The 25,251-nt window shown below is 38.0% G+C and carries 19 protein-coding genes and 2 tRNA genes; 11 read left to right on the top strand and 10 right to left on the bottom strand.

Translation table 11 applies throughout. The features are described 5' to 3' along the window. The first annotated feature begins 92 nt into the window (after positions 1-92). Positions 93-1,433 carry a DUF58 domain-containing protein gene (locus tag RLO81_RS00710; RefSeq protein ID WP_350105780.1) on the top strand — a complete coding sequence of 447 codons (1,341 nt, stop codon included), beginning with the start codon at positions 93-95 and terminating at the stop codon, positions 1,431-1,433. 28 nt (positions 1,434-1,461) lie between these two features. Continuing rightward, positions 1,462-4,170, top strand: coding sequence for a DEAD/DEAH box helicase family protein (locus RLO81_RS00705; protein ID WP_350105778.1), 2,709 nt, complete (start codon positions 1,462-1,464; stop codon positions 4,168-4,170). A 91-nt stretch (positions 4,171-4,261) separates the two neighbouring features. Here RLO81_RS00705 and RLO81_RS00700 read toward each other — a convergent pair. From RLO81_RS00700 to RLO81_RS00685, 4 genes are all read right to left on the bottom strand, one after another. After that, positions 4,262-4,346 (bottom strand) — tRNA-Leu (locus RLO81_RS00700). A gap of 71 nt (positions 4,347-4,417) precedes the next feature. Next, positions 4,418-4,490 (bottom strand) — tRNA-Gly (locus tag RLO81_RS00695). Between the two features lie 92 nt (positions 4,491-4,582). Then, complete coding sequence (locus RLO81_RS00690) at positions 4,583-5,185, bottom strand: hypothetical protein (RefSeq protein WP_350105776.1); 603 nt, start codon at positions 5,183-5,185, stop codon at positions 4,583-4,585. Positions 5,186-5,257: 72 nt separating this feature from the next. After that, positions 5,258-6,181, bottom strand: a complete 924-nt coding sequence (locus RLO81_RS00685; RefSeq protein WP_350105774.1) for an acyl-CoA desaturase — start codon at positions 6,179-6,181, stop codon at positions 5,258-5,260. Between the two features lie 254 nt (positions 6,182-6,435). Between RLO81_RS00685 and RLO81_RS00680 the strand changes: the two genes are divergently transcribed. Then, complete coding sequence (locus RLO81_RS00680; protein WP_350105772.1) at positions 6,436-7,737, top strand: hypothetical protein; 1,302 nt, start codon at positions 6,436-6,438, stop codon at positions 7,735-7,737. Beyond that, on the top strand, positions 7,738-7,905 hold the full coding sequence (locus tag RLO81_RS00675; protein WP_350105771.1) for a hypothetical protein: 168 nt from the start codon (positions 7,738-7,740) through the stop codon (positions 7,903-7,905). Here the strand turns inward: RLO81_RS00675 and mutS are convergent. Next, complete coding sequence (gene mutS / locus RLO81_RS00670) at positions 7,902-10,514, bottom strand: DNA mismatch repair protein MutS (protein ID WP_350105769.1); 2,613 nt, start codon at positions 10,512-10,514, stop codon at positions 7,902-7,904. The two genes, RLO81_RS00675 and mutS, sit on opposite strands and share 4 nt — an antisense overlap. A 117-nt stretch (positions 10,515-10,631) precedes the next feature. Between mutS and RLO81_RS00665 the strand changes: the two genes are divergently transcribed. Beyond that, on the top strand, positions 10,632-11,159 hold the full coding sequence (locus tag RLO81_RS00665) for an RNA methyltransferase (protein WP_350105767.1): 528 nt from the start codon (positions 10,632-10,634) through the stop codon (positions 11,157-11,159). On the opposite strand, the gene RLO81_RS00660 is transcribed toward RLO81_RS00665, so the two are convergent. The 3 genes from RLO81_RS00660 to RLO81_RS00650 are packed head-to-tail and all read right to left on the bottom strand — an operon-like array spanning position 11,156 to position 13,675. Next, positions 11,156-11,896, bottom strand: a complete 741-nt coding sequence (locus tag RLO81_RS00660) for a LytR/AlgR family response regulator transcription factor (RefSeq protein WP_350105765.1) — start codon at positions 11,894-11,896, stop codon at positions 11,156-11,158. The genes RLO81_RS00665 and RLO81_RS00660 overlap by 4 nt on opposite strands. After that, positions 11,889-12,950, bottom strand: coding sequence for a sensor histidine kinase (locus tag RLO81_RS00655; RefSeq protein ID WP_350105763.1), 1,062 nt, complete (start codon positions 12,948-12,950; stop codon positions 11,889-11,891). The genes RLO81_RS00660 and RLO81_RS00655 overlap by 8 nt, the downstream gene beginning before the upstream one ends. Positions 12,951-12,952: 2 nt before the next feature. Further along, complete coding sequence (locus RLO81_RS00650) at positions 12,953-13,675, bottom strand: LiaF transmembrane domain-containing protein (RefSeq protein WP_350105761.1); 723 nt, start codon at positions 13,673-13,675, stop codon at positions 12,953-12,955. Between the two features lie 192 nt (positions 13,676-13,867). Between RLO81_RS00650 and fumC the strand changes: the two genes are divergently transcribed. The 6 genes from fumC (at position 13,868) to RLO81_RS00620 (ending at position 23,266) form a co-directional block, all read left to right on the top strand. Next, positions 13,868-15,265 carry a class II fumarate hydratase gene (gene fumC / locus RLO81_RS00645; RefSeq protein WP_350105759.1) on the top strand — a complete coding sequence of 466 codons (1,398 nt, stop codon included), beginning with the start codon at positions 13,868-13,870 and terminating at the stop codon, positions 15,263-15,265. Positions 15,266-15,333: 68 nt separating this feature from the next. Continuing rightward, a complete protein-coding gene (locus RLO81_RS00640) occupies positions 15,334-15,972 on the top strand; it encodes an Ezrin/radixin/moesin family protein (RefSeq protein ID WP_350105757.1) in 639 nt (212 codons plus the stop codon). Between the two features lie 57 nt (positions 15,973-16,029). Continuing rightward, positions 16,030-17,730 carry a single-stranded-DNA-specific exonuclease RecJ gene (recJ, locus tag RLO81_RS00635; RefSeq protein WP_350105755.1) on the top strand — a complete coding sequence of 567 codons (1,701 nt, stop codon included), beginning with the start codon at positions 16,030-16,032 and terminating at the stop codon, positions 17,728-17,730. A 14-nt stretch (positions 17,731-17,744) separates the two neighbouring features. Next, positions 17,745-18,476 (top strand): LPS export ABC transporter ATP-binding protein, encoded by a 732-nt coding sequence (gene lptB / locus RLO81_RS00630; protein ID WP_350105753.1) that lies wholly within the window; start codon positions 17,745-17,747, stop codon positions 18,474-18,476. Positions 18,477-18,541: 65 nt separating this feature from the next. Continuing rightward, complete coding sequence (locus tag RLO81_RS00625; RefSeq protein WP_502880409.1) at positions 18,542-20,071, top strand: GH3 auxin-responsive promoter family protein; 1,530 nt, start codon at positions 18,542-18,544, stop codon at positions 20,069-20,071. A gap of 18 nt (positions 20,072-20,089) precedes the next feature. Next, a complete protein-coding gene (locus RLO81_RS00620; RefSeq protein ID WP_350105749.1) occupies positions 20,090-23,266 on the top strand; it encodes a WD40 domain-containing protein in 3,177 nt (1,058 codons plus the stop codon). Between the two features lie 62 nt (positions 23,267-23,328). On the opposite strand, the gene RLO81_RS00615 is transcribed toward RLO81_RS00620, so the two are convergent. Beyond that, the gene (locus tag RLO81_RS00615; protein ID WP_350105747.1) at positions 23,329-24,468 is read right to left on the bottom strand and encodes a DUF2911 domain-containing protein; all 1,140 of its coding nucleotides are present in this window, start codon (positions 24,466-24,468) and stop codon (positions 23,329-23,331) included. Between the two features lie 164 nt (positions 24,469-24,632). Next, a partial coding sequence (locus tag RLO81_RS00610; RefSeq protein WP_350105745.1) for an SUMF1/EgtB/PvdO family nonheme iron enzyme occupies positions 24,633-25,251 on the bottom strand: 619 nt, incomplete at its 5' end.

Genomic DNA, 25,251 nt, shown 5'->3' with positions numbered 1-25,251 from the left:
CATGTTGAGTCCTGAAAAAGAAATGCAAGGTATGACTGCGCATACGGCCATCCAATTGATAGTAGATAAAGTAGAAGTACCTAATTGATCGAATGCGCCTTATCCGAATCATACAATCACTATACCTAACATTCAATTTCTACGCGAGTGTAGGTCTGCTTGTGTTGGTTTTTGTTTTGGGTAGTATGAATCCCTTTATACTTGGAGTAGCAAATGGATTACTCTTTTTATTCATTCTAGCCATATTGTTCGAAGTGGTTCAACTCTTTCGAATAGATGGGGCAGTAAAGATTAAAAGAATATCCCCTGAGAGGCTTTCCAATGGAGATGAAAATAATATTCTCGTACAAATAAAAAGTCAGTTGCCTTATGACTGTAAGTTTACTCTAATAGACGAGCTTCCAATTCAATTTCAGAGTAGAGATAAAACGTTTAAAGGTGATATTGCAGCTGGAAAGAAGCAAGAGATAAGCTATACAATCCGTCCTTTTGAACGAGGAGAGTATCATTTCGGCAACATCAATCTCTACTTATCGACATTTGCACACCTTATCCAACGAAGATATCAATCCGAAGCCGGTGAAATGACCAAGGTTTACCCTTCCATCAATCAAGTGAAAAAATATTCCTTTCTGGCAGTTTCAGATCGATTATATGATGCTGGCATTAAGAAAATAAGAAAAATAGGTCATAACTATGAGTTTGATCAAATACGTGAATTCATAGTTGGTGATGATATTAGAGCAATAAACTGGAAAGCAACAGCCCGTACCTCACATTTGATGGTCAATCAATACCAGGACGAAAAATCGCAAGAGGTATATGTCATCATTAACAAAGGTAGGGTAATGCAAATGCCATTTGAACAGCTTTCATTGCTGGATTACTCCATCAACTCAGGACTGGTAATGCTCAATACTGCCTATGTTAAAGATGATTACCCCGGGCTCATTTGCTTTAATAAAGAAGTGGACTTGATGGTATCTGCTTCTAAAAAGAAATCACAAATAACCCTTTTACTTGAGGCATTGTATAACCAGGAAACTGATTTTTCGGAAGCCAACTATTCCAAACTTGCTTTTTGGATTAGGAAAACAATTAAAAAACGGACACTCCTTTTCCTGTACACGAATTTCGAAGGTCTTTCTAGTTTAAAACGTGAGATTGATCATTTGAAAGCAATCTCAAAATATCAACGATTGATTGTAGTCATATTTAAAAATGTAGAACTCGATGCACTTATAGAACAAAAATCTGACGCCTTAGAGGATATTTATACGAAAACCATTGCCATAAAATTTAAAACAGAAAAGGAGCTAATAGTTAAAGAATTAAACAAGCATGGTATAGACGCCATTTTAACCACTCCAGAAAACCTGACGGTTGATTCTATTAACAAGTATTTAGAAATTAAGGCGAGGGGGGTTTTTTAATTCATTTAAATATTTTTCAACTACTCAATTGAATACCTTTCCTAAAAATATAAAGTTCATTTATCCGTGGAGGTCCTATCAAGAAAGGGTGCTATCGGAGTTAAAGGATCACTTAATAGATGATCATTTGCATGTTGTAGCTCCTCCGGGTTCAGGTAAAACTGTATTGGGTCTCGAAGTTATGCTCAGGTTAAATAAGCCTACGCTAATACTTGCCCCAACCGTAGCTATCAAAAATCAATGGGTACACCGATTTTGTGAGCTGTTTATTCCTGATCAGCAAATTCCAGATTGGATTTCTTTTAATCTTAAGAATCCAAAATTTTTGACTGTATCAACTTATCAGGGTTTGCATTCAATGGCTCAGGGCAGGGATGATATTATTGAGGAGCTTGAAGAAATGGAAAGCCAAGAGTTCTCAACTTCTGATCAAAAAATAAAACGAAAATCGCTTAATGAACTAATTGTAAATCTTAAAGAGCACGGCTTAGGCACAATTGTAATTGATGAGGCACATCATCTGAAAAATGAATGGTGGAAAACCTTAATGAAACTAAAGAATGAATTAAACCCTACAATTGTTGGCTTAACTGCCACCCCTCCATACGATGTTACACATGCCGAATGGAATAGGTATCTGGAATTAAATGGTCCTGTTGATACTGAAATAACTGTTCCCGAGCTCATCAAGGAGGGAGACTTGTGTCCTCATCAGGATTATGTCTATTTATCTTCACCTAATGACGCAGAACTTGCTAAGATTAAGGCATATAGAGAAAGAATAAGAATTCTTAAACAAGAATTAATGAGTCTTGATGAAGTTTTCGATGATGTTGTGAACACAGATTTAGTTAAATCTCCTCTTGAATCTCTCGATTGGATATATAGTAATATGGAACTCTATTCTTCCATATTAATATACCTAAATACTAAGGGGCATGTTCTTGGCAAAGATCATTTTAAAATTACGGGCAATAGCAAAAAATCTATTCCAAAACTGACTGATGAGTGGTTTGAAATTTTCTTGGAGTATTACACAAACAAACTCGAATCAGAAAATGTCGACATAATTGAAAGGCAAAAGACAATTATTTCCAAAATAAAACGAGCCGGAGCATTAGACTGGGGAAAAATTAATTTTAGTAATGATAAAGTCGTTGAAAGCTACCTAACATCCAGTATTAGCAAATTAAATAGCATTGATAAGATTATCTCATTTGAAGAGAATCAACTTAAAGATGATTTAAGAGGAGTTATTCTAGGGGATTACATAAGGCAGGAATACCTTTCGAACGACCTGTCTATTGATAAAATTGGAATTATCCCAATTTTTGAATTGCTCCGCAGAAAAAATGTAAGAGCGTATAAGCTCGGAGTATTGACAGGGTCTCTTGTAATTATTCCAAAAAGCAGTCTTTCAACTTTTAATCGAATTAGTGCAACTTATAGTCTTAAGTCTATAAACAGCAAAGCGTTACACTACGATGAAAACTATATTCTAATCCTTGTAAATGATGCAGTAAGACATAATCTCGTGCACATCGTAACACAAGTATTTGAATTGGGTGAAATAAACATTCTAATTGGTACTAAGTCACTACTAGGTGAAGGTTGGGATGCGCCTTCTGTCAATGTTTTAATTTTAGCAAGCTATGTAGGGTCTTTCGTACTTTCTAACCAAATGCGCGGAAGAGCTATTCGAACAGAAAGAGGAAATTCACAAAAGACAGGGAATATCTGGCATTTGGCATGCTATGACCCAACTGAATCGTCAGGCGGAAAGGAAATTGAAATATTAAGAAGAAGATTCAGAGGCTTCTTGGGGATTTCTGAAAGGGAAGATCGAACAATTGAAAACGGATTGAATAGATTGTTACTCCCTGATCAGTTCAACCATAACAATAATTTCAGATTCAATGAACGAATGTTTAATTCTGCCAAAGAACGAGAGCTTCTTAAATCTCAATGGCATGAGGCTATATATTCTGGCACCTATTTAGTGGAAGAAATACGAATCCCATTTGAAAATCAAAAAGAGTATGGTAAAGAAAAGAAGCTTTATACAAACAAAACTATTAAGTATGTATTAGCAGAGTTAGGAATGGGAATAGCCGCCTATACTCTAGAGTTTATTCAACAACTGCCAAGATTTCGTAATATTTTAAATACCGATGGTGGGCTGCTAAAGGTCTTGTATGTTTTCCTTTTTGGGTTTATCGGATTTTTCGCATTCAAATTATATCATTCTATAAGAATGTTTTTAAGGTATAGGGACATATCAAAGGATATAAGGGAAATTAGTATGGCAGTCGCTCGTTCTCTTATTGAAACCGGTCAAATTCATACACTTGCCAAGGATTTGGAAGTTAAAACAACAGTAAATGATGATGGTGAAATATTCATCCATTTAAATGGCGGCACAACTTATGAAAAAAGTTTATTTATCGAATCTATTCAAACCATTATTAGTCCTATTGAAAACCCTAGATATATTATTATTCGCAAGAACTGGCTCGGCTTTTTAAAGCAAAGGGATTATCACGCTGTTCCGGATTCTTTAGGCAAGCACAAATCTGTTCTGACAACCTTTGTTTCTAAATGGAGACATTTTGTGGGTAGCTGCGACTATATATTTACACGCACTCCGGAAGGAAGAGCAACACTGTTGAAAGCAAGATTCGAATCATTGTCCTCAGAGTTTCAGGATGAATCTGAGAGAATCAATAGGTGGAAATAAAATTGAAAAAAATATACACAGTTAAGGCACATATTCTATCTTCTAAAAAAAACAAAACCCCTGAAAATCTATTGATTAACAGGGGTTTGTGTACCCGGGGCGGGACTTGAACCCGCACGACCGCAATGGTCACAGGATTTTAAGTCCTGCGTGTCTACCAATTCCACCACCCGGGCTTAAACTACTGGGTAGTTAAATTTTCTCAAAAAAAGATGCCGCCTCGGTAGTGCCAAGACGGCATATCCAGAGCGGGAGACGGGGTTCGAACCCGCGACCTCAACCTGGGCAAGGTTGCGCTCTACCAGCTGAGCAACTCTCGCTTTTTGATAAAATGAAGGTCGTTTCCTTCAAGTGGGTGCAAATTTAAACAAGGCATATTAAAATGCAATGTCTTTATTGGAAAAAAATCTTTTCATTCTTCTGCCAACGCAGTTATATCTTCAGGCGATGGATATAACTCCTTAATCTTGGTTTTATACTCCTTAGGGAATTTAGACTTAAACAGAATAAATTTCTTCGTCTTTATTAAATGATTGCCACAGCCTTTATCGGTAGCCAAAGCATCTGCCCGTAACTCGGATTTTTTCAAAAATGGTTTAGAGGTAAGGTACTTAACTCCAAACTTCAAAAGATTTCCAGCACTCCTATCTTTATAATCCATTACATGACCCAATTCATGCGCGAACCAACCTACTAGAATAGCATGCGGGAGTTGATCTATCGTCATGGTTGTATCGTTCATTACTAAATTCTTGCTCATGGATATTTTATAATGCCTTTTTTCCCGACCACTAAATAAGGTTCTGATTTTCGGCTGAGCCTGCATTACTCTATTTTTCAGTTTATTCCTGTATTTAAACTCTATCGCGTAATCATCCAACTCAGGAAAGAAACTTAGAGCTTCCACCACTGCTTCCTTTACCTCTACCGGGATTACTTTATTAGACAGAACCTGGCCTTGGGCACACGAAATGCCGATAAGAAGTAAAACAAATGTGAATACTGATTTAGCCAACTTGGGGTGTTTCTTTAATTGTTAATTTCGAAATGTACGAAATTGTAACTTGAAAAGCCATTTTTCTAAAAATCAAGCAGCATTTTGCTTCATTTCCTGAGCTAATTCTTTGGCATGTGCTTTATTTTTTGAATACTTAATGTGCTTAGGAACTCCTCTCAAATCCCAGATTAAACCCATCCAACTCAATATTTTTAACCCGTAATACGTAAGGTCTATCTCCCACCAGAAAAATCCTTGTCGTGCAGCCACTTCATAATAGTGGTGGTTGTTATGCCAGCCCTCACCAAGTGTTAAGAGTGCCAGCCACAGACTATTCTTAGACTCATCACCAGACTCATAGCGCTGTTTACCAAACTTATGCATAATGGAGTTGATGGTAAAAGTTCCGTGATACGTCAATACCGTGCTTAAAAAGAACCCTATAAATAAAGTGGACAAGCCATGGTGCGTGAAAAACAATAGTATACTACCACCATTAACATACGCGCCTAATGCAGTAACTGCAATGGCTAAAATAGTGGGCGGTACTAAATAATGTTTATTTAACCATACTAATTCAGGGTATTTCGCAAAATCACCAATGGTTTTGAAATCGGTTTCTTTATAATCAGGCCCGATGATCCAACCCACATGAGAATACCAAAACCCGTAAAGTTTCATTGAGTGTGGATCTTTTGGAGTATCGCTATGTCTGTGATGATGCCTGTGATGCGCTGCCCACCATAATGCACCCTTCTGGGCGGATGTCATAGCAAAAAAGGCAATCCAAAACTGAAAAAATCGTGATGTTTTATACGATTTGTGCGCAAAATAACGGTGATAGCCACCTGTTATCCAGAACATTCTGAAGACATAAAGTGCTGCACACACAATCCAGTCGAACAAGGTGGCGCCTGTCCAAATGGCTGCTAATGGAATTAAATGAACAATCGCGAAAGCTATTTCCTGCTTTAAGATTGGTCTGTTTCTTTTTTCTAATACTACTTCGGCCATGCCGTAATTCAATTATTTAATGTGCAAAGTTACAAATTATTAAACGATTGGAATTCTGACTTATGTCATATCCGCCTATAATAATTGTCTATCTGTCGATAGGGTTGTAGAAACAATAAGAAAAGGGGGATTAGTTCTTCTTATTAAGAATATTTTGAACTCATAAAAGAGATTGCAAATTTCAATACGGTATTTTAATAATCTTTTATAGATATTTTTGATTATATTTAATATTAATAATAATATATAAAATTATGACCGCAATTATTGGTGTTCTGAATAAAAGTGCAGTAGCAATAGCCGCAGACAGTGCTGTTTCTGTTGGTTCAGGCAGAAAACAAAAAGTATATAACTACGCGAATAAGATTTTTAACCTCAACCCGGGAAAACCAATTGCTATTATGGTATTTAATAATGCAGACTTGCTGGGCATTCCATGGGAAACTGTTATAAAAGAATATCGAGAATCGGTGGCTTCTTGCAGGACTGTAGATCTTTACAAGAAAAAGTTCCTAAAGTATCTCATTACATTTCTCAAAAAGTATGCTGATTTTGACGAAAAACAGACTATACAAGAAATTACTGTTCATGCATTACAGATAATAGAGGATGATTTAAAGAGACTTGAGGATTACGAGAATGGCATTGATTGGAAATCCTTGAATATAGATCAAACATTAGAACTTTATAAGGATTCATTAATTGGAATCTTAAAAAACCATATTGGCATGCTTAAGAAATCTGAATATCTAGATGGGTTTGATAATTCAGATATACAAAAGTTGAGTGAAGAACATAAAAATCAAATAAGTACAATAGCCAACTCATTCTTAGAAATCTACTCTCTAGAAAAAAACAAACAAATATTAAAGCTTATACATGAGTTGGTTATGCAATCTTGTGTTAAAGACGTTTTTATAGAGAGTTGGACAGGGTTAGCATTTTCAGGGTTTGGCGATGAAGAAATTTTTCCTGCTATGCATTCATCTAAAGTTGGAGGCATGTTAAACGGTAAACTAAGAATGAAACAAGATGAGAGCTCTTCGATAATTGATAATGATAATAATTCTGCAATTATTCCTTTTGCTCAAACAGACATCATTCAAACTTTTATTGAAGGAATAGATCCATTTGTGAAGCACAGCATACCTGCAATGTTCTATCATTCTTTAGAAGAATTTAGGGATGCAGTTTTGGAAGGTATTGACAAATCAAACGATTCAGAAAAATCCATGGAAAAAGCTTTGAACCGTTCAATAAAGGAAGTTGTTAACTATTTAGTAGAAGAATTGGAAGATTTAAGATACGAAAACCATATAGGCCCTATGCTTAATACAATTGCCACACTATCCAAAGAAGACATGGCTGAAATGGCAGAATCATTAATTAATTTGACTTACTTAAAAAGACGAGTTACATTTGATCAAGAATCTGTGGGAGGCCCAGTTGACGTTGCTGTTATCACGAAAGGTGACGGGTTCATATGGATAAAAAGAAAGCATTATTTTAAGCCAGAATTAAATCTACAATATCTATCACAGAAAAAATTATCTTAAATGAAAACTATTAGAGTTTACGATGCATCCAAGAAGAGCAATTCAAAAATTAGCGTGCTCTCTAATCCTTTTAGCGATAACTCTGAATTAAAGGATGTAAATATTATTGCAAATTCAATTGCAAAGGAAGTAAGGAGACTAGTAAAGAAAAATCTTAAACCTGCCTAGGTTTTTCTTCCTAATATTCCCTTTATCTCATTCAATTTAAGCAAAGCCTCCACCGGTGAGATGGTGTTTATGTCAAGTGCATCCATCATTGCAGATACTTGTTTAAACCGTGGATCGGCCTCAAATAAATTCATCTGATAATTGGCTTTAGGCACTTCCTCTAGTTTCTTTTTCGTATCACTCTTACTCTTGTCCTTTTCAAGGAAATGCATGATTTCATTTGCTCGAATAACTACATTATTTGGCATACCTGCTAACTGAGCCACATGAATACCAAAGCTATGTTCGCTACCACCTTCTTTGAGCTTTCGCATAAAGATGATCTTATCACCCACTTCCTTAACAGAAACATTGAAGTTTTTAATTCGTACAAAATCATCGGCCAACTGGTTTAGCTCATGATAGTGTGTCGCAAATAATGTTTTGGCTCTGAAATCGTGATGGTTATGTAAAAACTCAACAATCGCCCAAGCAATAGAGACACCATCATAGGTGCTGGTTCCGCGGCCAATTTCATCCATAAGGACCAAGCTTCTGTCACTTAGGTTATTAAGTATACTGGCCGTTTCGATCATCTCCACCATAAAAGTAGACTCCCCTTTGGATAGATTATCCGAGGCTCCTACTCTTGTAAAGACTTTATCAATTATGCCAATTGTAGCGCTTTCGGCCGGTACGAATGAGCCCATTTGAGCCATTAACACGATTAATGCAGTTTGCCTCAATAATGCCGATTTACCAGCCATATTAGGCCCGGTAATAATCATGATTTGTTGCGAATCATTATCCAGATACACTGAATTGGGCACATAAGATTCCCCGAGTGGGAGTTGTTGCTCAATAACAGGATGGCGGCCCTCCTTAATATCAATTGCCGTTCCTTCATTTACCTCAGGTTTCTTATAATTATTTGCTTTAGCAATGCAGGCGAATGAAACCAGACAATCTATTTTAGCCACCACCTTTGCATTATTTTGAATTGGCGTCACATATTCTGAAGCTGCCGTAACTAAATCCTGATAAATGCGCTGTTCAATTACAATGAGCTTATCCTCTGCATTAAGAATTTTTTCCTCATAAATTTTGAGCTCTTCGGTAATGTAACGCTCGGCATTTACGAGTGTCTGTTTGCGAATCCATTCTGAAGGTACTTTATCTTTATGTGCATTGCTTACCTCTAGATAATACCCGAAAACTTTGTTGTATGCGATCTTTAAAGATGATATTCCTGTCCTGTCAATTTCTCGTTTTTGAATCTGAACCAGATAATCTTTACCCGAGTAAGCAATCTTCCTCAGTTCATCCAGTTCGTCATTTATTCCTTGTTTGATGATGTTCCCCTGATTAGAAACTATAGGTACATCTTCCTTTAATTCGTTCTCAATCTTCTCAAGTAATACTTCACACAAATTAATCTGATCAGCTAGTTGCTTGATTTCTGGCAGCTTATGGTCGATTAACTGATCATAAATAGGTCGAGTATTATTGAGTGCCTTCTTGAGCTGATTTAATTCGCGAGGATTTATTCGGCCAACAGCTACCTTGGAAATCAACCGTTCCAAATCTCCAATTTGTTTGAGGCTTGCTCTGGTTGAGTCATGAATTTCTTCATCATCAAGAAAAGCCTCTACTATCTTATGCCTCTCTGAAATGGCAGAAGTATCCTTCAATGGCAGAACCATCCATTTTTTAAGCATTCTTGAGCCCATGGGGGTTTCTGTGCTATCCAAAATGTCAATGAGTGGCACGCCACCTTCATTTTGAGGATAGACCAGCTCAAGGTTTCTTATTGTGAACTTATCGAGCCAAACATATTTCTCTTCATCAATTCTGGATATCGCTGCAATATGATCCGTTTCCCTATGTTCGGTTTCTTCCAGGTATTGGATAATAGCTCCGGCTGAAATAATTGCCTCACCTAACTCCTCAATACCAAACCCTTTTAAAGAAGAAGTTTTAAAATGACTGGTTAGCTTTTCATAGGTAAAATCATAGCTGAATATCCATTCATCCAGCGAAAACAAATTGTATTCATCACCTAGTAGGCTCTCAACCTTTTGGTAGTCAGGTTTGCTATAAATAATCTCTGACGGAGTAAACCCTTGAATAAGCTTAGAAATATAATCCTGGTTACCTCGGGCAGCGATAAACTCACCCGTTGAAAGATCTAAAAACGAAACCCCAATGTAGTTTTTCCCAAAGTAGATGGAGGCTAAAAAGTTGTTTGACTTCCTATCCAGCACATTGTCATTAAAGGAAAGCCCAGGTGTAACTAACTCTGTTACACCGCGTTTCACAATGCCTTTTACTGATTTTGGATCTTCTAACTGATCACAAATGGCCACTCTATTTCCTGCCCTGACCAGTTTAGGCAGGTAGGTGTCCATTGCATGATGTGGAAAGCCTGCCAGCTCAATATGAGAGGCAGAACCATTGGCTCTTTTGGTAAGTACAATATCTAAAACCTTAGCTGCCTTCACAGCATCTTCGCCAAATGTTTCGTAAAAATCGCCCACCCTAAATAGTAACAAAGCACCCGGATACTTTGCCTTAATGGCATTGTATTGCTTCATCAAAGGAGTTTCTTTGGCGTCTTTAGTTTTCGACATGTAGTGGTTTTATAATCTACAAAGATTCATTTTTTTGAAGGGTTACGCAAAAGCAATTTACCTATGGTTTTGAATAATGAATGTAGAATTTAGAACTTTGAATCCTGAATTAAAAAAATGAGAAAAATACCCAACGAAGAACTGGACAGAAAGAGCGTTGAAGAATTTAAGGCCGCCAATAAAATTCCGGTTGTAATTCTGCTCGATAACATAAGAAGCCTCAATAATGTAGGTTCCGCGTTTCGCACTTCTGATGCATTTTTAGTGGAGAAAATTTATCTGGGAGGAATTACAGGAACCCCACCTCATCGCGAAATTCAAAAAACAGCATTGGGTGCAACTGAATCTGTTGAATGGGAACATGTGGCCGATGTGAAAGAAGCTGTTAGCCGATTAAAAAAAGAAGGTTACACGATTATTAGTATTGAGCAGGTGGAAAACAGTATATCGTTGGAGAAATTCGAACCAAAAACGGACGAAAAATATTGTCTCATCTTTGGTAATGAGGTTTTCGGAGTAGATCAGGAAGTTGTGGATTTATCGGATCTAACCATAGAAATTCCACAATTTGGCACTAAGCACTCTCTAAATATCTCCGTGAGTTTGGGGATTGTTATTTGGGAGTTTTTTAGGAAGCTCAGCTAGAAGCCAAGTTTCTCCTTTAGCAACTGATAACCAGATCGACTGACTGAAACTTTTTCTCCACTCTTTAGAATAGCTACATAAGAATCCTTGGAATAAGGCTCGATTTTATCAAGTCGATCAATGTGAATAATGGCTGAACGATGCACCCTTACAAACTCATCGGGCAAACTATTTTCTAAAGCCTTCATGGTCATTTGTTTGAGGTATTTCTTTCCAGCGGAGTGAACTTCTACGTAATCATCCTGCGCCTCAATGTAATCGATATCATCAACAGAAATAATGGTGAGCTTAGACCCGGAACGGATCACAATTCGATCAATTTTCTCCTTTGAAAGACTTGATTCCTGAAGCTTATCTAATGACTTTTTGTTCTCTTCAGGCTTATGAATTTTATCCAAGGCCTTATTCACTGCTTCTTTAAATCGATCTCTGGAATATGGTTTTAAAAGATAGTCAGCAGCACTTAATTCAAAAGCTTTGATGGCATACTGATCATAGGCCGTACTAAATACAATGACAGGAGCTGGATCCAGCAGCTCCAACATTTCAAAACCCGTAAGCTTTGGCATTTGCACATCAAGAAATAATAATTCAGGTTGATGTTCAGCAATCGCTTTTATTCCTTCAAAACCGTTCGCACATTCAGCGGCTATTTCTATCTGATCAAAATCTTCCAAAAATTTTCTGATCACATCTCTGGCCAGTTGCTCGTCATCAATAATTATCGCCTTAATCATCTTTCCTCTTTTGAGTTTGTGGAATCTGTAATTCTATTGTGAAATTGTCTCGCTCTCTTTTAATAGTCACCAAATCCGATTTGCCATAGATTAGCTCTAGCCTGTTTCTTACATTTTTCAATCCAATGCCTTTCCCTTTTTGAGGGGTGGACTCCGAATCGTAATTATTAGAAATCAAGATAGTTAAATATTCCTCTGTGCAATAAGTTCTGGTAAAGATTTTAACGGACTCCAATTGCTCATAAATCCCGTACTTAATGGCATTTTCATATAACGGCTGCAATATTAAATTTGGCACCATTCTATCATAGCAGCCTTCATTAATATCCTCTTCTAACACCAGTCGATCTCCAAACCGGATTCTTTCGATTTCCAAATAGCGATTCATTTGGGCCAACTCATCTTTTAACGTATGCAGCTCCGCTTCTTTTTGACCAAGCGATCCTCTCAAAAACTCCGATAGCTTCACCACCATTTCATGTGCCTTCTCAGGATTGGTTAATGTTAATGAACTTATGGAATTCAGACTGTTAAAGATAAAGTGAGGATTCAATTGGAATTTCAGCGTCTCTAATTCGGCATTTTTCAAAAGGTGCTGAAGTTCAACCTCATCTTTTTCTTTCTGCTTAAGGCTGGATGTATATTGTAGTAAATAGTAAACCAATACAATCATCCCCAAAAAGAACGTTCCTAAAAATATTCTCCATGGAATTGACATTGAAAGAAAGGCACTGACATCAGGGTTATCGACACCAAAGCTTGCAAGAAACGAATTACACAAATAGGTAAGAAAACTAACCCCAATGACCACCGCCAACCCCTGGTTAAGCACAGTAGCTGTTATTCCTTGATTATTGGGAGTTATATATTGAACAACATACCAGTAAAGCAGACCAAACCCAAGAAAAGATATGTTGTAAATCAGGCTATCAGTAACAGAATAAATGAAATCGAAGCCTAGTTGATAATATAAAATATTAGCATGAGCAACAATAATTGCTGCCCATGCTAATAAATAAAATAATAGAGCCTTGCCTGATAATGGGTGCTTCATTGCTATTTAGTGAATTTAATATCTCCTCCACCAAACATTACGAACCCTTTAATTACTAATACTTTACTTGGATGCGGAACAACTTTGACCGAACTGTCCCTATTATCGCTAAAACCACCCAATAAAGAAAAAACTTCATTTTTTATTGTCCAATCCTGCGGAACGATAATGGAAGTGCCTCCAAACATGGCAAAAACATCTATCGTATTCTCGCCTTCTGCCAATCCCGCATTTCTCAGGTCAATGGTTGATCCACCCATTACAGCAGAGATCTTACCTCCTCTAAAGTTCTGAGAGTCTACCTTTACCTCTCTGCCACCTAAAACTGCAAAGTCATCCACATAGTCTACCTGATTTTTTTTTTCACCGTCTAATCCCCGCGACTCAGACTCTTTGTTTCTACTTCTTCTGAGTATTAGCGATCCGCCAATAATGATAAAGATTGATGGCCATAAGATGTGCCAGATATCTCTGATTCTGAAGTAATAGAAATCCTGAAGTAAGAATACCGATCCGATAGTAATCATTATAATTCCTGGCTCTGGCTTTTTTCTTCCAATAATAAAGTAAGCGCCCAAAGCAATTAGAAATGTTTTCCATGATAATAAGTAATCTGGAATGTAATAAGGTATGATGTTTAGATTGTCTAAGAGTAAAACTCCTCCGATGAATACGAATACCAGGCCTAGCCAGAATCTTCGATCTTGTGTATGTTCTTGTCCCATTATTTTGAGTTTTTGTTTTTAATGATGATACAATGATAGCGGGAAAATAGGGGTTGAAGTTCATATTAATCGGTGAATTCCGACTAGGTATCGGTGAATGCCGAATTTAATTGAGTAAGAATTCTCAACCACGACATAATTTATTTTCTAAATTTGTTCACGCAATTGTTAAATCATAAAATTCATATAAAAATGGACTTTAGAATAGAAAAAGATACCATGGGCGAGGTAAAAGTACCTGCCGACAAATATTGGGGTGCTCAAACAGAACGCTCCAGAAACAATTTTAAAATCGGCCCTGCCGGCAGTATGCCAATGGAAGTGATTTATGGTTTTGCATATTTGAAGAAAGCGGCTGCTCATACGAATTGCGAACTCGGTGTATTAAGCACCGAAAAAAGAGACCTTATATCTAAAGCATGTGACGAAATACTGGAAGGAAAATTAGATGACCAATTCCCATTAGTAGTGTGGCAAACAGGCTCGGGCACTCAGTCGAATATGAATGTAAACGAGGTGGTATCTAACCGCGCTCACGTTATCGCAGGAAACAAACTAGGTGAAGGAAAAAGTGATGTTCATCCAAATGATGATGTGAATAAATCTCAGTCTTCTAATGACACCTATCCTACAGGCATGCACATTGCCGGATATAAATTGATTGTTGAGACTACAATTCCTGGTGTTGAACTTTTAAGAGATACATTAAAAAAGAAGTCTGAAGAGTTTATGAATGTGGTAAAAATTGGCAGAACTCACTTGATGGATGCTACACCACTAACTCTCGGTCAGGAGTTTTCGGGTTATGTGTCACAATTAGATCATGGTTTGAAAGCGTTAAAAAATACGTTACCTCACTTAGCTGAGTTGGCATTAGGCGGAACAGCAGTAGGTACAGGAATTAATACCCCAAAAGGGTATGCAGAATTAGTAGCAAAAAAGATTGCTGAGTTCACCAAACTCCCTTTTGTATCCGCTGAAAATAAATTCGAAGCATTGGCTGCACATGATGCCATTGTGGAAACGCATGGCGCATTAAAACAACTGGCGGTATCGTTAAATAAAATTGCGAATGATATCAGAATGTTGGCCTCAGGTCCAAGATCGGGAATTGGTGAAATTATTATTCCTGCCAATGAACCTGGCTCATCTATTATGCCGGGCAAAGTAAACCCAACACAATGCGAAGCCATGACCATGGTGTGCGCGCAGGTGATAGGTAATGATGTGGCCATTTCGGTGGGTGGTGCACAGGGGCATTACGAATTAAATGTTTTCAAACCTGTGATGGCAAATAACTTGCTTCAATCTGCAAGACTAATTGGTGATGCGTGTGTTTCTTTCAATGACAATTGTGCCATTGGTATAGAACCAGACCACAAGAGCATCAAGCAACATTTAAATAACAGTTTAATGCTGGTTACTGCCCTAAATACGCATATTGGTTATGAAAAAGCAGCCAAAATTGCCAAAACAGCTCACGAGAATGGAACCACCTTAAAAGAAGAAGCCATCAACCTTGGCTATTTAACAGCTGAGGAGTTCGATCAATGGGTGCGACCGGAAGATATGGTGGGCAGCCTGAAATAACCCATAATTTTTATATATTTGATTTAATTGACTATATTTTCAAAGATTTTTACAAACTAGACTACATAATGAAAAGAGTTACCCTAGTACTTAGCTTGATAATGGTTGGCGCCATAGCTTTCGAAGCATCTGCACAGTTAGACAAAGCGGAAGCCAAGGAGTGGAAAAACAAAGCCAAAGAATACAAGAAAAACCCAGAAGCGTTAAAGCAACTTGTAGACGATAAGGATGCACTTCAAGGCCAGGTAAATAGCCTGAAGTCTGATAATAATAGCCTCCAATCCAAATTGAGTGATAAAGATGCCAAGATCAGCGAACTACAGGATGATATGGCAAAACTTCGTAGTGATTTAGCGGCAGCTAAGGCAGCAGCAAGAGAAAAGCCGGCAGCGCAACCTAAGATGGAGTCTGGCGGTAAAATGGTAGATGGTATTGTATTCAAAGTACAAATCGGGGCATTTAGAAATAAAGACCTATCCAAGTATTTCGAAAACCATGAAAATTTTGGTGGTGAAAGCGAAGATGGAATGCAAAAAATTACCTTAGGCCAATTCAGAGACTATTGGGAAGCAGATACTTTCAAAAAATACTTAAGAGAAATGGGTGTTAAAGATGCCTGGATCGTACCTTATCAGGATGGCGTAAGAAAAGAAATTAAAGATGTATTAGAAGGTGTTGTTACTGAAAAGCCAGCCGATTCAGAGTAAACTAACATTAGACATATAAGTTAAAAGCAGTACTTTCGTACTGCTTTTTTTATTGCCATGAACAAACGATGGAATTTTAAACCAACCCCTGATCACAAAGTAGTTAGCGAGCTGTGTGACTCTATTAATGTGAGCACGCCACTGGCTACTATCATCGCTCAGCGGGGTATCACCTCTTTCGATGAAGCAAAGGATTTTTTCAGGCCTTCTTTAGATCATTTGCACGATCCTTTTTTAATGAAAGGTATGGATAAGGCAGTATCTAGAATCATAACTGCTTTTGAAAACAATGAAAAAATTTTAGTGTATGGCGATTATGATGTAGATGGAACTACTTCTGTAGCACTGTGCTTTGGCTTTATTCATTCTTTCCATCATCATTCTGAGTTTTATATTCCAGACAGATACAAAGAGGGATATGGCATTTCTAAGCAAGGAATAGACTATGCTCACGAAAATGGGTTTTCGCTAATCATCGCGCTTGATTGCGGAATAAAATCGGTAGAGCTCATTGACTACGCGAATGAACTTGGAATAGACTTTATCATCTGCGACCACCACCTTCCGGGAGAAACAGTACCAAATGCTGTAGCAGTTTTAGACCCAAAGCAAAATGATTGTCCATATCCATACAAAGAACTTTCTGGTTGTGGCATTGGCTTTAAGCTTATTCAAGCTATCTCTGATCAACTGGATTCCATTCTTGTTGATCCGTTTGATTTCCTCGATTTAGTGGTGATCAGTATTGCTTCGGATATAGTTCCTATCACTGGTGAAAATCGAATACTCGCCTATTATGGCCTTAAACAATTAGAAAAAGCACAACGCCCCGGGCTAAATGCCATGGTTCACTTGGCAGGAATCCAAAAAAAACTAACCATTACAGGAATTGTATTTGGTATTGCGCCACGTATTAATGCTGCAGGAAGAATAAGTCATGCAAAAGGCGCTGTGGATATGCTACTTGCAGAGACGGAAGACGAGGCTTACCATTATGCTGAGAAGTTGAATATAAAAAATGATAAACGCAGGGAAGTAGATAGCTCCATTACACAAGAAGCACTGGCCATGATTGAAGAAAATAATGGTATTAGTTTAAAATCTACAGTCCTTTATAAAGAAGACTGGCACAAAGGTGTTGTTGGTATTGTAGCCAGCCGATGTATTGAAAAACACTACAAACCCACCATCATACTCACTAAATCAGAAGATAAAGCCACCGGCTCTGCAAGGTCTGTTTATGGATTTGACGTGTATAACGCCATTGACAGTTGCAGGGAATTATTGGACCATTTTGGCGGTCATAAATATGCCGCTGGGCTCACCTTACCTATTGATAATGTGGCAAAGTTCCAGCAAAAATTTGAAGAAGTTGTTTCGAGTACCATTCCTGAAGATTTGCTCATTCCACAAATTGACATTGATACTGAACTTAATTTTGACTCAATAACCCCTAACTTCTACAAAGTGCTGAACCAGATGGAACCCTTTGGGCCAGAAAACCTTGCACCCATCTTTTATAGCGATAAGGTGAAGTTGGCAAGTTCTTTGCGCGTACTGAAAGACAAACATTTAAAGCTCTTTCTCAAGCAGGAAAATAATGAGCAACGATTTGAATGTATAGGGTTTGGCCTGAGTGATTTGAAGGAACACTTGGAATCAAATCAGTTTTTTAGAATTGCCTATTCCATCGAAATGAACGAATTCCGTGGTATAAAGACCCTGCAGTTAAATATTAAGGATATACAGTTTGATTAATTAGTTTTGCAACCATGATTTTAAGAGCCGATAATCTCGTAAAGAAGTATAAGAAGAGAACAGTAGTTAATCATGTGTCTGTAGAGGTTGAGCAAGGTGAAATTGTTGGACTCTTGGGTCCGAACGGTGCCGGAAAAACCACCACTTTTTATATGATTGTTGGTTTGATTAAACCGAATGAAGGTGAAATCTATCTCGATAGTGAAAATATTACTGAGCTACCTATGTATCGAAGGGCGAAGCTCGGCATCGGTTATTTAGCACAAGAGGCATCCGTATTTAGAAAGTTAACTGTTGAGGAGAATATCATGGCAGTTCTGGAAATGAGAAATATTCCTAAAAAGGATCAGAAAGAAAAGGTGGAAGCATTGTTAGAGGAATTTTCATTAACTCACGTTAGAAAAAACCTTGGAATGGTGCTGTCGGGCGGTGAACGTAGAAGAACAGAAATTGCAAGGGCATTAGCTGTAGATCCTAACTTCGTGCTCTTAGATGAGCCTTTTGCAGGGGTGGATCCTATTGCTGTAGAAGAAATTCAGACCATTGTGGCAAAGCTTAAGAATAAGAATATTGGTATATTAATTACAGACCACAACGTTAACGAAACATTGTCAATTACAGATCGTGCGTATCTCATGTTTGAAGGTAGATTACTCAAAGCCGGATCAGCTGAAGAACTTGCCGCAGACGAACAGGTGAGAAGGGTATACCTGGGTCAACATTTCGAATTAAAGCGAAAAATCTAACCATTATGAAAGTCCTTTCTAGGGCTTTTTTCATATTTTCACGTTTCTAGTTTAAACAACTTCACTTGGATATACTCAATTCTATAATTTCCTGGGTCATGAAAAAAAGAATTCATGACATTGAGCTTTTCATAAAGTACCCACATGATGTACAAGCTGAGCTGTTCAGAAAGCAAATTGACCAGGCTAAGAATACTGAGTTTGGAAAAAAATACGATTTCAAAAGCATTTCCAGTTATAAAGAGTATCAGAAACGTGTTCCTTTGCATTCTTATGAGCAGCTTTTTCCGTACATTGAACGGTTAATGCGTGGCGAGCAAAATATCCTCTGGCCATCAGAGATCAAATGGTTTGCCAAATCCAGTGGCACTACAAATGCCCGAAGTAAGTTTATTCCCGTATCTCCAGAGGCCTTAGAAGATTGCCATTATAAGGGCGGTAAAGACCTCATCTCTATATACATCAATAATAACCCTGAATCCAGAATGTTTACTGGGAAAGGGCTAGCCATAGGTGGTAGTCATCAAATAAATGAATTTGATCAGAATGCAGAATCCTATTACGGTGATGTGTCGGCAGTAATTATGAAGAACCTGCCACTTTGGGCACAGCTTATCCGAACACCGAGCCTGGATGTTGCCCTCATGGATAAGTGGGAAGAGAAAATTGAGAAAATGGCTAAAGTAACTGCAGAGGAAAATGTGACCACCTTATCTGGCGTGCCTACCTGGACCATATTACTTCTTCAGCGAATTATGGAGATTAAAAAGGTGGACAACATACTGGAGGTTTGGCCAAATCTCGAAGCGTTTTTTCATGGTGCGGTGGCATTCACGCCTTATCGGGAACTCTTTAAAAAATTGATTCCTTCAGATAAAATGCATTACTGGGAAACGTACAATGCCTCTGAAGGCTTCTTTGGAATTCAGGATCAGAAAGGTTCAGAAGAGCTATTGTTGATGCTTGATTATGGAATATTCTACGAGTTTATACCATTTGAAGAAATTCATAAGGAACACCCTAAAGTGCTTTCTTTAGATGAGGTAGAGATTGGAAAAAACTACGCCATGATTATCTCCACCAATGCTGGGCTTTGGCGATACAATATTGGCGATACCGTTAAGTTCACTTCTGTTGAACCGTATAGAATAAAAATATCCGGCCGTACTAAGCATTTTATTAACGCATTTGGAGAAGAACTAATTATCGAAAATGCAGAGTCGGCCATTACCTGGGCCTGTGACCAAACAAATGCCATTATAGATAATTTTACTGCAGCACCTATCTATTTCGATGAAGGCAAAAGAGGAGGTCACGAATGGATTATCGAGTTCAGAAAACACCCCGAAAGCCTTGAGCGATTTAATGAATTACTCGATAAAAAACTGCGTGAAGTCAATTCAGATTATGACGCCAAGCGTTATCAGGATATGGCCCTGTTACCACCTAAAGTACATAGCGTAGCAGAAGGTACTTTTTACAAATGGATGGAAAAAAGAGGTAAGCTTGGCGGCCAAAATAAAGTACCAAGACTTTCCAACAACCGAGAGCATATCGATGATATTCTTGAAATGCTTGCAATGCAGGCCGATTAATTTCACTAATTTAGAATAGTGAATAGAATCGCTTTATTAACCGTATTACTTTTTATTTCGATTTGTGGTCAATCTCAAAACCTCGAGACAGTAATTCAGCGCGGCCATATTTCTGTCATAAAAACAGTGGCGACAACACCAGATGGTAAATACTTACTAACTGGCAGCAGGGATAAAACCATTATCCTTTGGGAACTGCAAACAGGGCGAAAACTTCGGACTTTCTTCGGCCACACCAACACAGTCAATGATCTGGCCATTTCCAGCGATGGTTCCTTCTTTGTGAGTAGTGGAGCTGATGGAAAAGCCATTCAGTGGGAAATCATTAGTGGTAAAATTCTAAATACCTTTTTTGTAAGCGATGAATACCTTACCAGCGTCTCGTTATCTCCTGATAATAACTATTTAGTTACAGCAGGGTTTGAGTCAAGAGCATATTTGTGGAGTTTAAGTTCAGGAGATACTATAAAATCGTTTAAGGTAAATCCCGACAAGGGAGTTGGCTTTGGCGTTGAAACTATGGTCTCAGATGAAAATCAAATTTATTTTGGCAATGATGACCGAACCATTACTTCTTACAATTTTGATGGGGATAAATTAGTTGAATACAAACCTGAAGATGGCTGGTGTGGTGGTTGTGCCACATTTCTTAGCTTAAGTGATAACTTATTAGTTTCCGTATCAAATAACAGTAGCCTGTTAACACATCATCCAAAAACAGGTGAAGTCATAGCAGAAATTAAAACGGATATCGAAGATAGTCGTGGCATTGCCATTTCAAGAAATTCTGCCTCCATAGCTCACCTGACTGATGATTCTTTAGTCGTTTATGATGTAAAGAGCAAAATGAAACGCTACGCCCTTTACACCGAGGAAAAGGTGAATGAAGCGATCTTTTCAAATGATGGTTCGGAAATTATCACCGTTGACGATGATCAAAAAATTACTATCTACGAGTCTAAAACCGGAAACCTTCTTAGAACTCTTGGTGGTATTAATGTAAAAGATGGCCAGGGGTTGGATTACAATCCTAATTCACGATGGGACTATTACATTAAAAAATATACTGACCTTAAAAATGATTTCGATATCTCTCCTGACAATAAGTATCTGGCAAAGGCTAAAGTAGGTAGCACGGTAAGAATTTGGGAGATACAGTCGGGTAGAATAGTTAATGAGCTAAGAGGACATGAGAAAGCGGTACTTAGCGTGAAGTACAGCCATGATGGCAAGTTCATCGCAACGGGCGGGGCTGATGGTCGTGTTAAATTATGGGCAGCCAACACGGGCAACTTATTAGCCACACTCAAAGGACATAGAGAAGTAGTGTTTGATTTATCATTTTCGAATGATGATAAAAAATTAATAAGTGGTAGTTGGGATGGTACCGCAATCGTCTGGAATCTTGCTGATAATTCGTTAGAAGAAGTGTATCGTTTTAACGAAGGGTCACCATTTCAAGTGAACTTCTATCGAGATGATATTTATGCGCTGATGGCAAGATTGGATAAAACACTTTCTCTTTATGAGTTAGACAGTAAAAGTAGTGTTACCAGCTTTGTTGGGCATACGGATATCATTCACTCCATTGATCATCACGAGAATACATTGGTATCTGTTTCCTGGGATGGGACAATTAAGGCATGGGATATATTAACAGGATTGCAAATTTGGCGTAACAAAGATCCGTTGCCTAAATATGCGGTAGACATAGATTCTAACAATAAAATTGTAGCTACATCGGGCGAAAGCCGCATCATCCAACTTCTCAACTTAGAAAATGGCTCTTTAATCAGTCGCCTAAGTGGGCATCAGGCACCCGTAACAGATATTAAATTCACTAATAATGGCAAGTGGCTGGTAAGCAGTTCAGAAGATGGAATGATCAAAATTTGGGATTTAGAAAACAATGAAGAGTTAGTTAGCTATGTCACTTTTGATAATAACGAATGGGTGGCCATTAACAATGCCGGATATTTTAGTGGCTCGCTCAATGCCTTCAATAAAATAGCTTTTGTAAAAGGAATGGAATCCTACAGTGTGGATCAGTTTTTTAATAAATACTATCAACCAGACTTGCTCAATAAAACGTTTAGCAAATCCACAAGCAAATTAAATATCAATGAGCAGTTAATTAAGGCACCACCACCAATGGTGGAGTTTATAGCGCCTCACCCAAATGAAGTAGTTAAGGCAGACAAAATTGACGTGATTCTTAAAATTGAAGATCAGGGAGGTGGCGCTGAAAAAATTGTGCTGATGCACAATAAAAAAATAATCTACGAGTCAGACTTAGATTTAAAAAATGGAAAAAGTGCCGTTACCATTCAGGTTCCTTTGATCACCGGCACTAATACGTTAGAAGCCGTAGCCGTTAACTCGCAAGGGATAGAATCGCATCGTCAGGAAACTATTGTGGAGAAGGAGGGTAAGAAGAACTCAACCTTATATGTTTTTGCCATAGGCATTAACCATTACGAAAATGAAGCCTTAAACCTCAATTATGCTCGCGCAGATGCAGAAGGGTTTATTAATATCATTAAATCGAATACCAAAAATTTGTTTGAGAAAACGGAAGTAATCCCTCTATTTGATAATCAGGCTACGAAAGCAACTATTTTAGAGCAACTAAAGCTTCTGGGAAAAAGGGTTAACCCCGAAGATGTCTTGTTTTTCTATTATGCAGGCCATGGAAGTATGGTAGATGTTAGCTTCTATTTTGTCCCAACTGATAATGTAAAACTATACAGTGAAGACAAACTTAAGCAAAGTGCCATCAGTGCCGCAGAACTGCAAAATGAGCTACAAAGAATCTCGGCATTAAAGCAATTGCTCATCATTGATGCCTGCCAGTCGGGTGGCAGTGTAGAGCTCTTAGCACAAAGGGGTGCACCTGAAGAAAAGGCTTTGGCACAACTTTCGAGAAGTACCGGAATTCATGTGTTAGCAGCAGCAGGTAGTGAGCAGTTTGCTACTGAATTTAAAGAGTTAGGCCATGGTATATTCACTTATGTATTACTTGAAGCACTATCTGGAAAGGCAGATGGATCCCCAAAGGATGGCAAAGTAACTATCTATGAATTAAAATCCTATCTGGACGATCAGGTTCCTGAGTTCTCCAAAAAGCATAAAGGCCAAATGCAATTCCCCCATACATTTAGTAGAGGGCAAGATTTTCCAATTATTATAGATTAGATATCAGTAAAAAAAAGGAGTACTTTTAATACTCCCCTTCAATTCAAGATTACGTCCTAAAGTTAATTAAAATCCTTACCTTCCTTTAAAGTATTCAAATATCCTTCTAGTACAGGCTTACTAGCCTCTGGTGCTTTGGCTATTGCTTTTGTCTCATATTCTGCGGCCTTTTTATATTCTCCCATGGCAGAATACACTCTTGCTAAACCATGAGGAGCTAGCCAATGATCCGACCATTTTTTACTTGCTTTTTTAAATATTTCCATCGCCTTTTCCTTGCGATCTTGGCTAATAAGTTGCCTTCCATAAGCATAGTAATTATTAATTGTCACCCCCTGCATTGTCAATGCTTCATCCATTACCTTCTCCGCTTCATCCATTTTCTCCATGGCCACCAACACTCCGGCTTTTACAGCAAGTGTATTAAAATTTTTATCGCTAAAAAACTGGCCTTCAACTGCTGCATTAGCGTAATTCAAGGCATCGTCTAAATGTATTTTATTTTGAGCAAGGTAATTTGCCGCAGCCATCCATGACTGAATATTAAACCCCTGATCACCTTTAAGTTTTTCTTTAAAATTTTGATAAACTAACTCTGGAGTGTCTGCCGATATTTTTATTGGAAACCGCTTTTTCTCCCAATCTAGTGCCAATACTGCATCTGATGTAGTAGCTTCTATAAAAGTATAGGTAAGCAAGTCAGTTTGAGCCACTTCCTGTGTAGTAATGTCAACTCGTAGGGCATCATTTTCCGGGTTATAAAAGTAGCTCCCCCATGATTGGGTGTCATTGGAGAATATTACTGTTGCCTTATTATCTTCATAAACAGCAATATGCAAACCATAGCTACCTGCCTTTAAATCCTTTCCTTCAACTTTTACATCAGTAGAAAAAGTAATAATTGTGTTTTCGTTCGCACCGGCTCTCCATGGAGCTTCAGTCGCAGTTCCAAATCCAAGATTAGTAAAACCATAAGGTACAGTTGGGCTCCCCCATAAATTATCAGTCCTATCTTGACCTTGTGGACTTACCACATTTGGCCTGGAGTATTTTACTTCAATATTGGTAATTCCCACATGTTGAGAAACACTTGCTGCTCCACTTACTTGTGGGGTAAATACAATTCCCTGAGCTATAGATTGAGATACTATAAATACTAAGAGCAGGGAAAAAATCGAATACTTTAATAATTGTTTTTTCATAATAAGGTTGTTTGAGTTAGAAATGGTCTGATTGGGTTCTAGCCTAAATACGTCATTCTTAAGATTAGGATTAGTTAATGTTATGAACGGCTGGTCAGATAATACAAACCGCATAAAAAAAGCCCCGACTGGAAGGTCGAGGCTCGTAAATTTCTTTTTAAGTCTTAGTAATTAGATCCTGCTCTAATCATCGCACATCTGAATCCGATAGTTGCCGTAGAAGAATCCTGATCAAGGTATCTTCTAGTACCTGGAGACATCCAATAAGCTACATCCTTCCAAGAACCTCCTTTATAAACTCTGGCTTCGTCAGTGATTAATGAAGTGAAGCCTTCAGGGTTATTCTCAATATCAGAATCATATCCAGAAGTTTCATCCATGTACCCATCTCTTCTTATCGGGTTTAAGTCATCAAAATCCTGGAATGACATCGGACGATATACGTCAAGTACCCACTCGCTTACGTTACCAGCCATATTGTACAGACCGAAATCGTTAGGAGGGAACTCGTAAATATATGATGTAATTAAAGCACCATCGTTTAGTTTACCAGCGATACCAGCATAGTCACCTCGGCCTCTTTTAAAGTTAGCCAGGAAGTAACCCATCTCTTTTCCGTATGGATTTCTTAACGCATGACCATCCCAAGGGTAAAGTCTTTGGTGTGTTTGGTTCTCATCTAACCACTGTGTACCAATAAGTGCTGTTGCCGCATATTCCCACTCTGCTTCAGAAGGTAATCTATAATTTGGCAGAACAATACCTGATTCTAATGGAATTCTA

The sequence above is a fragment of the Fulvivirga sp. genome (assembly GCF_040220315.1).
Classification (GTDB): Bacteria; Bacteroidota; Bacteroidia; order Cytophagales; family Cyclobacteriaceae; genus Fulvivirga.
This window is presented reverse-complemented; position numbering and strand designations above follow the sequence as displayed.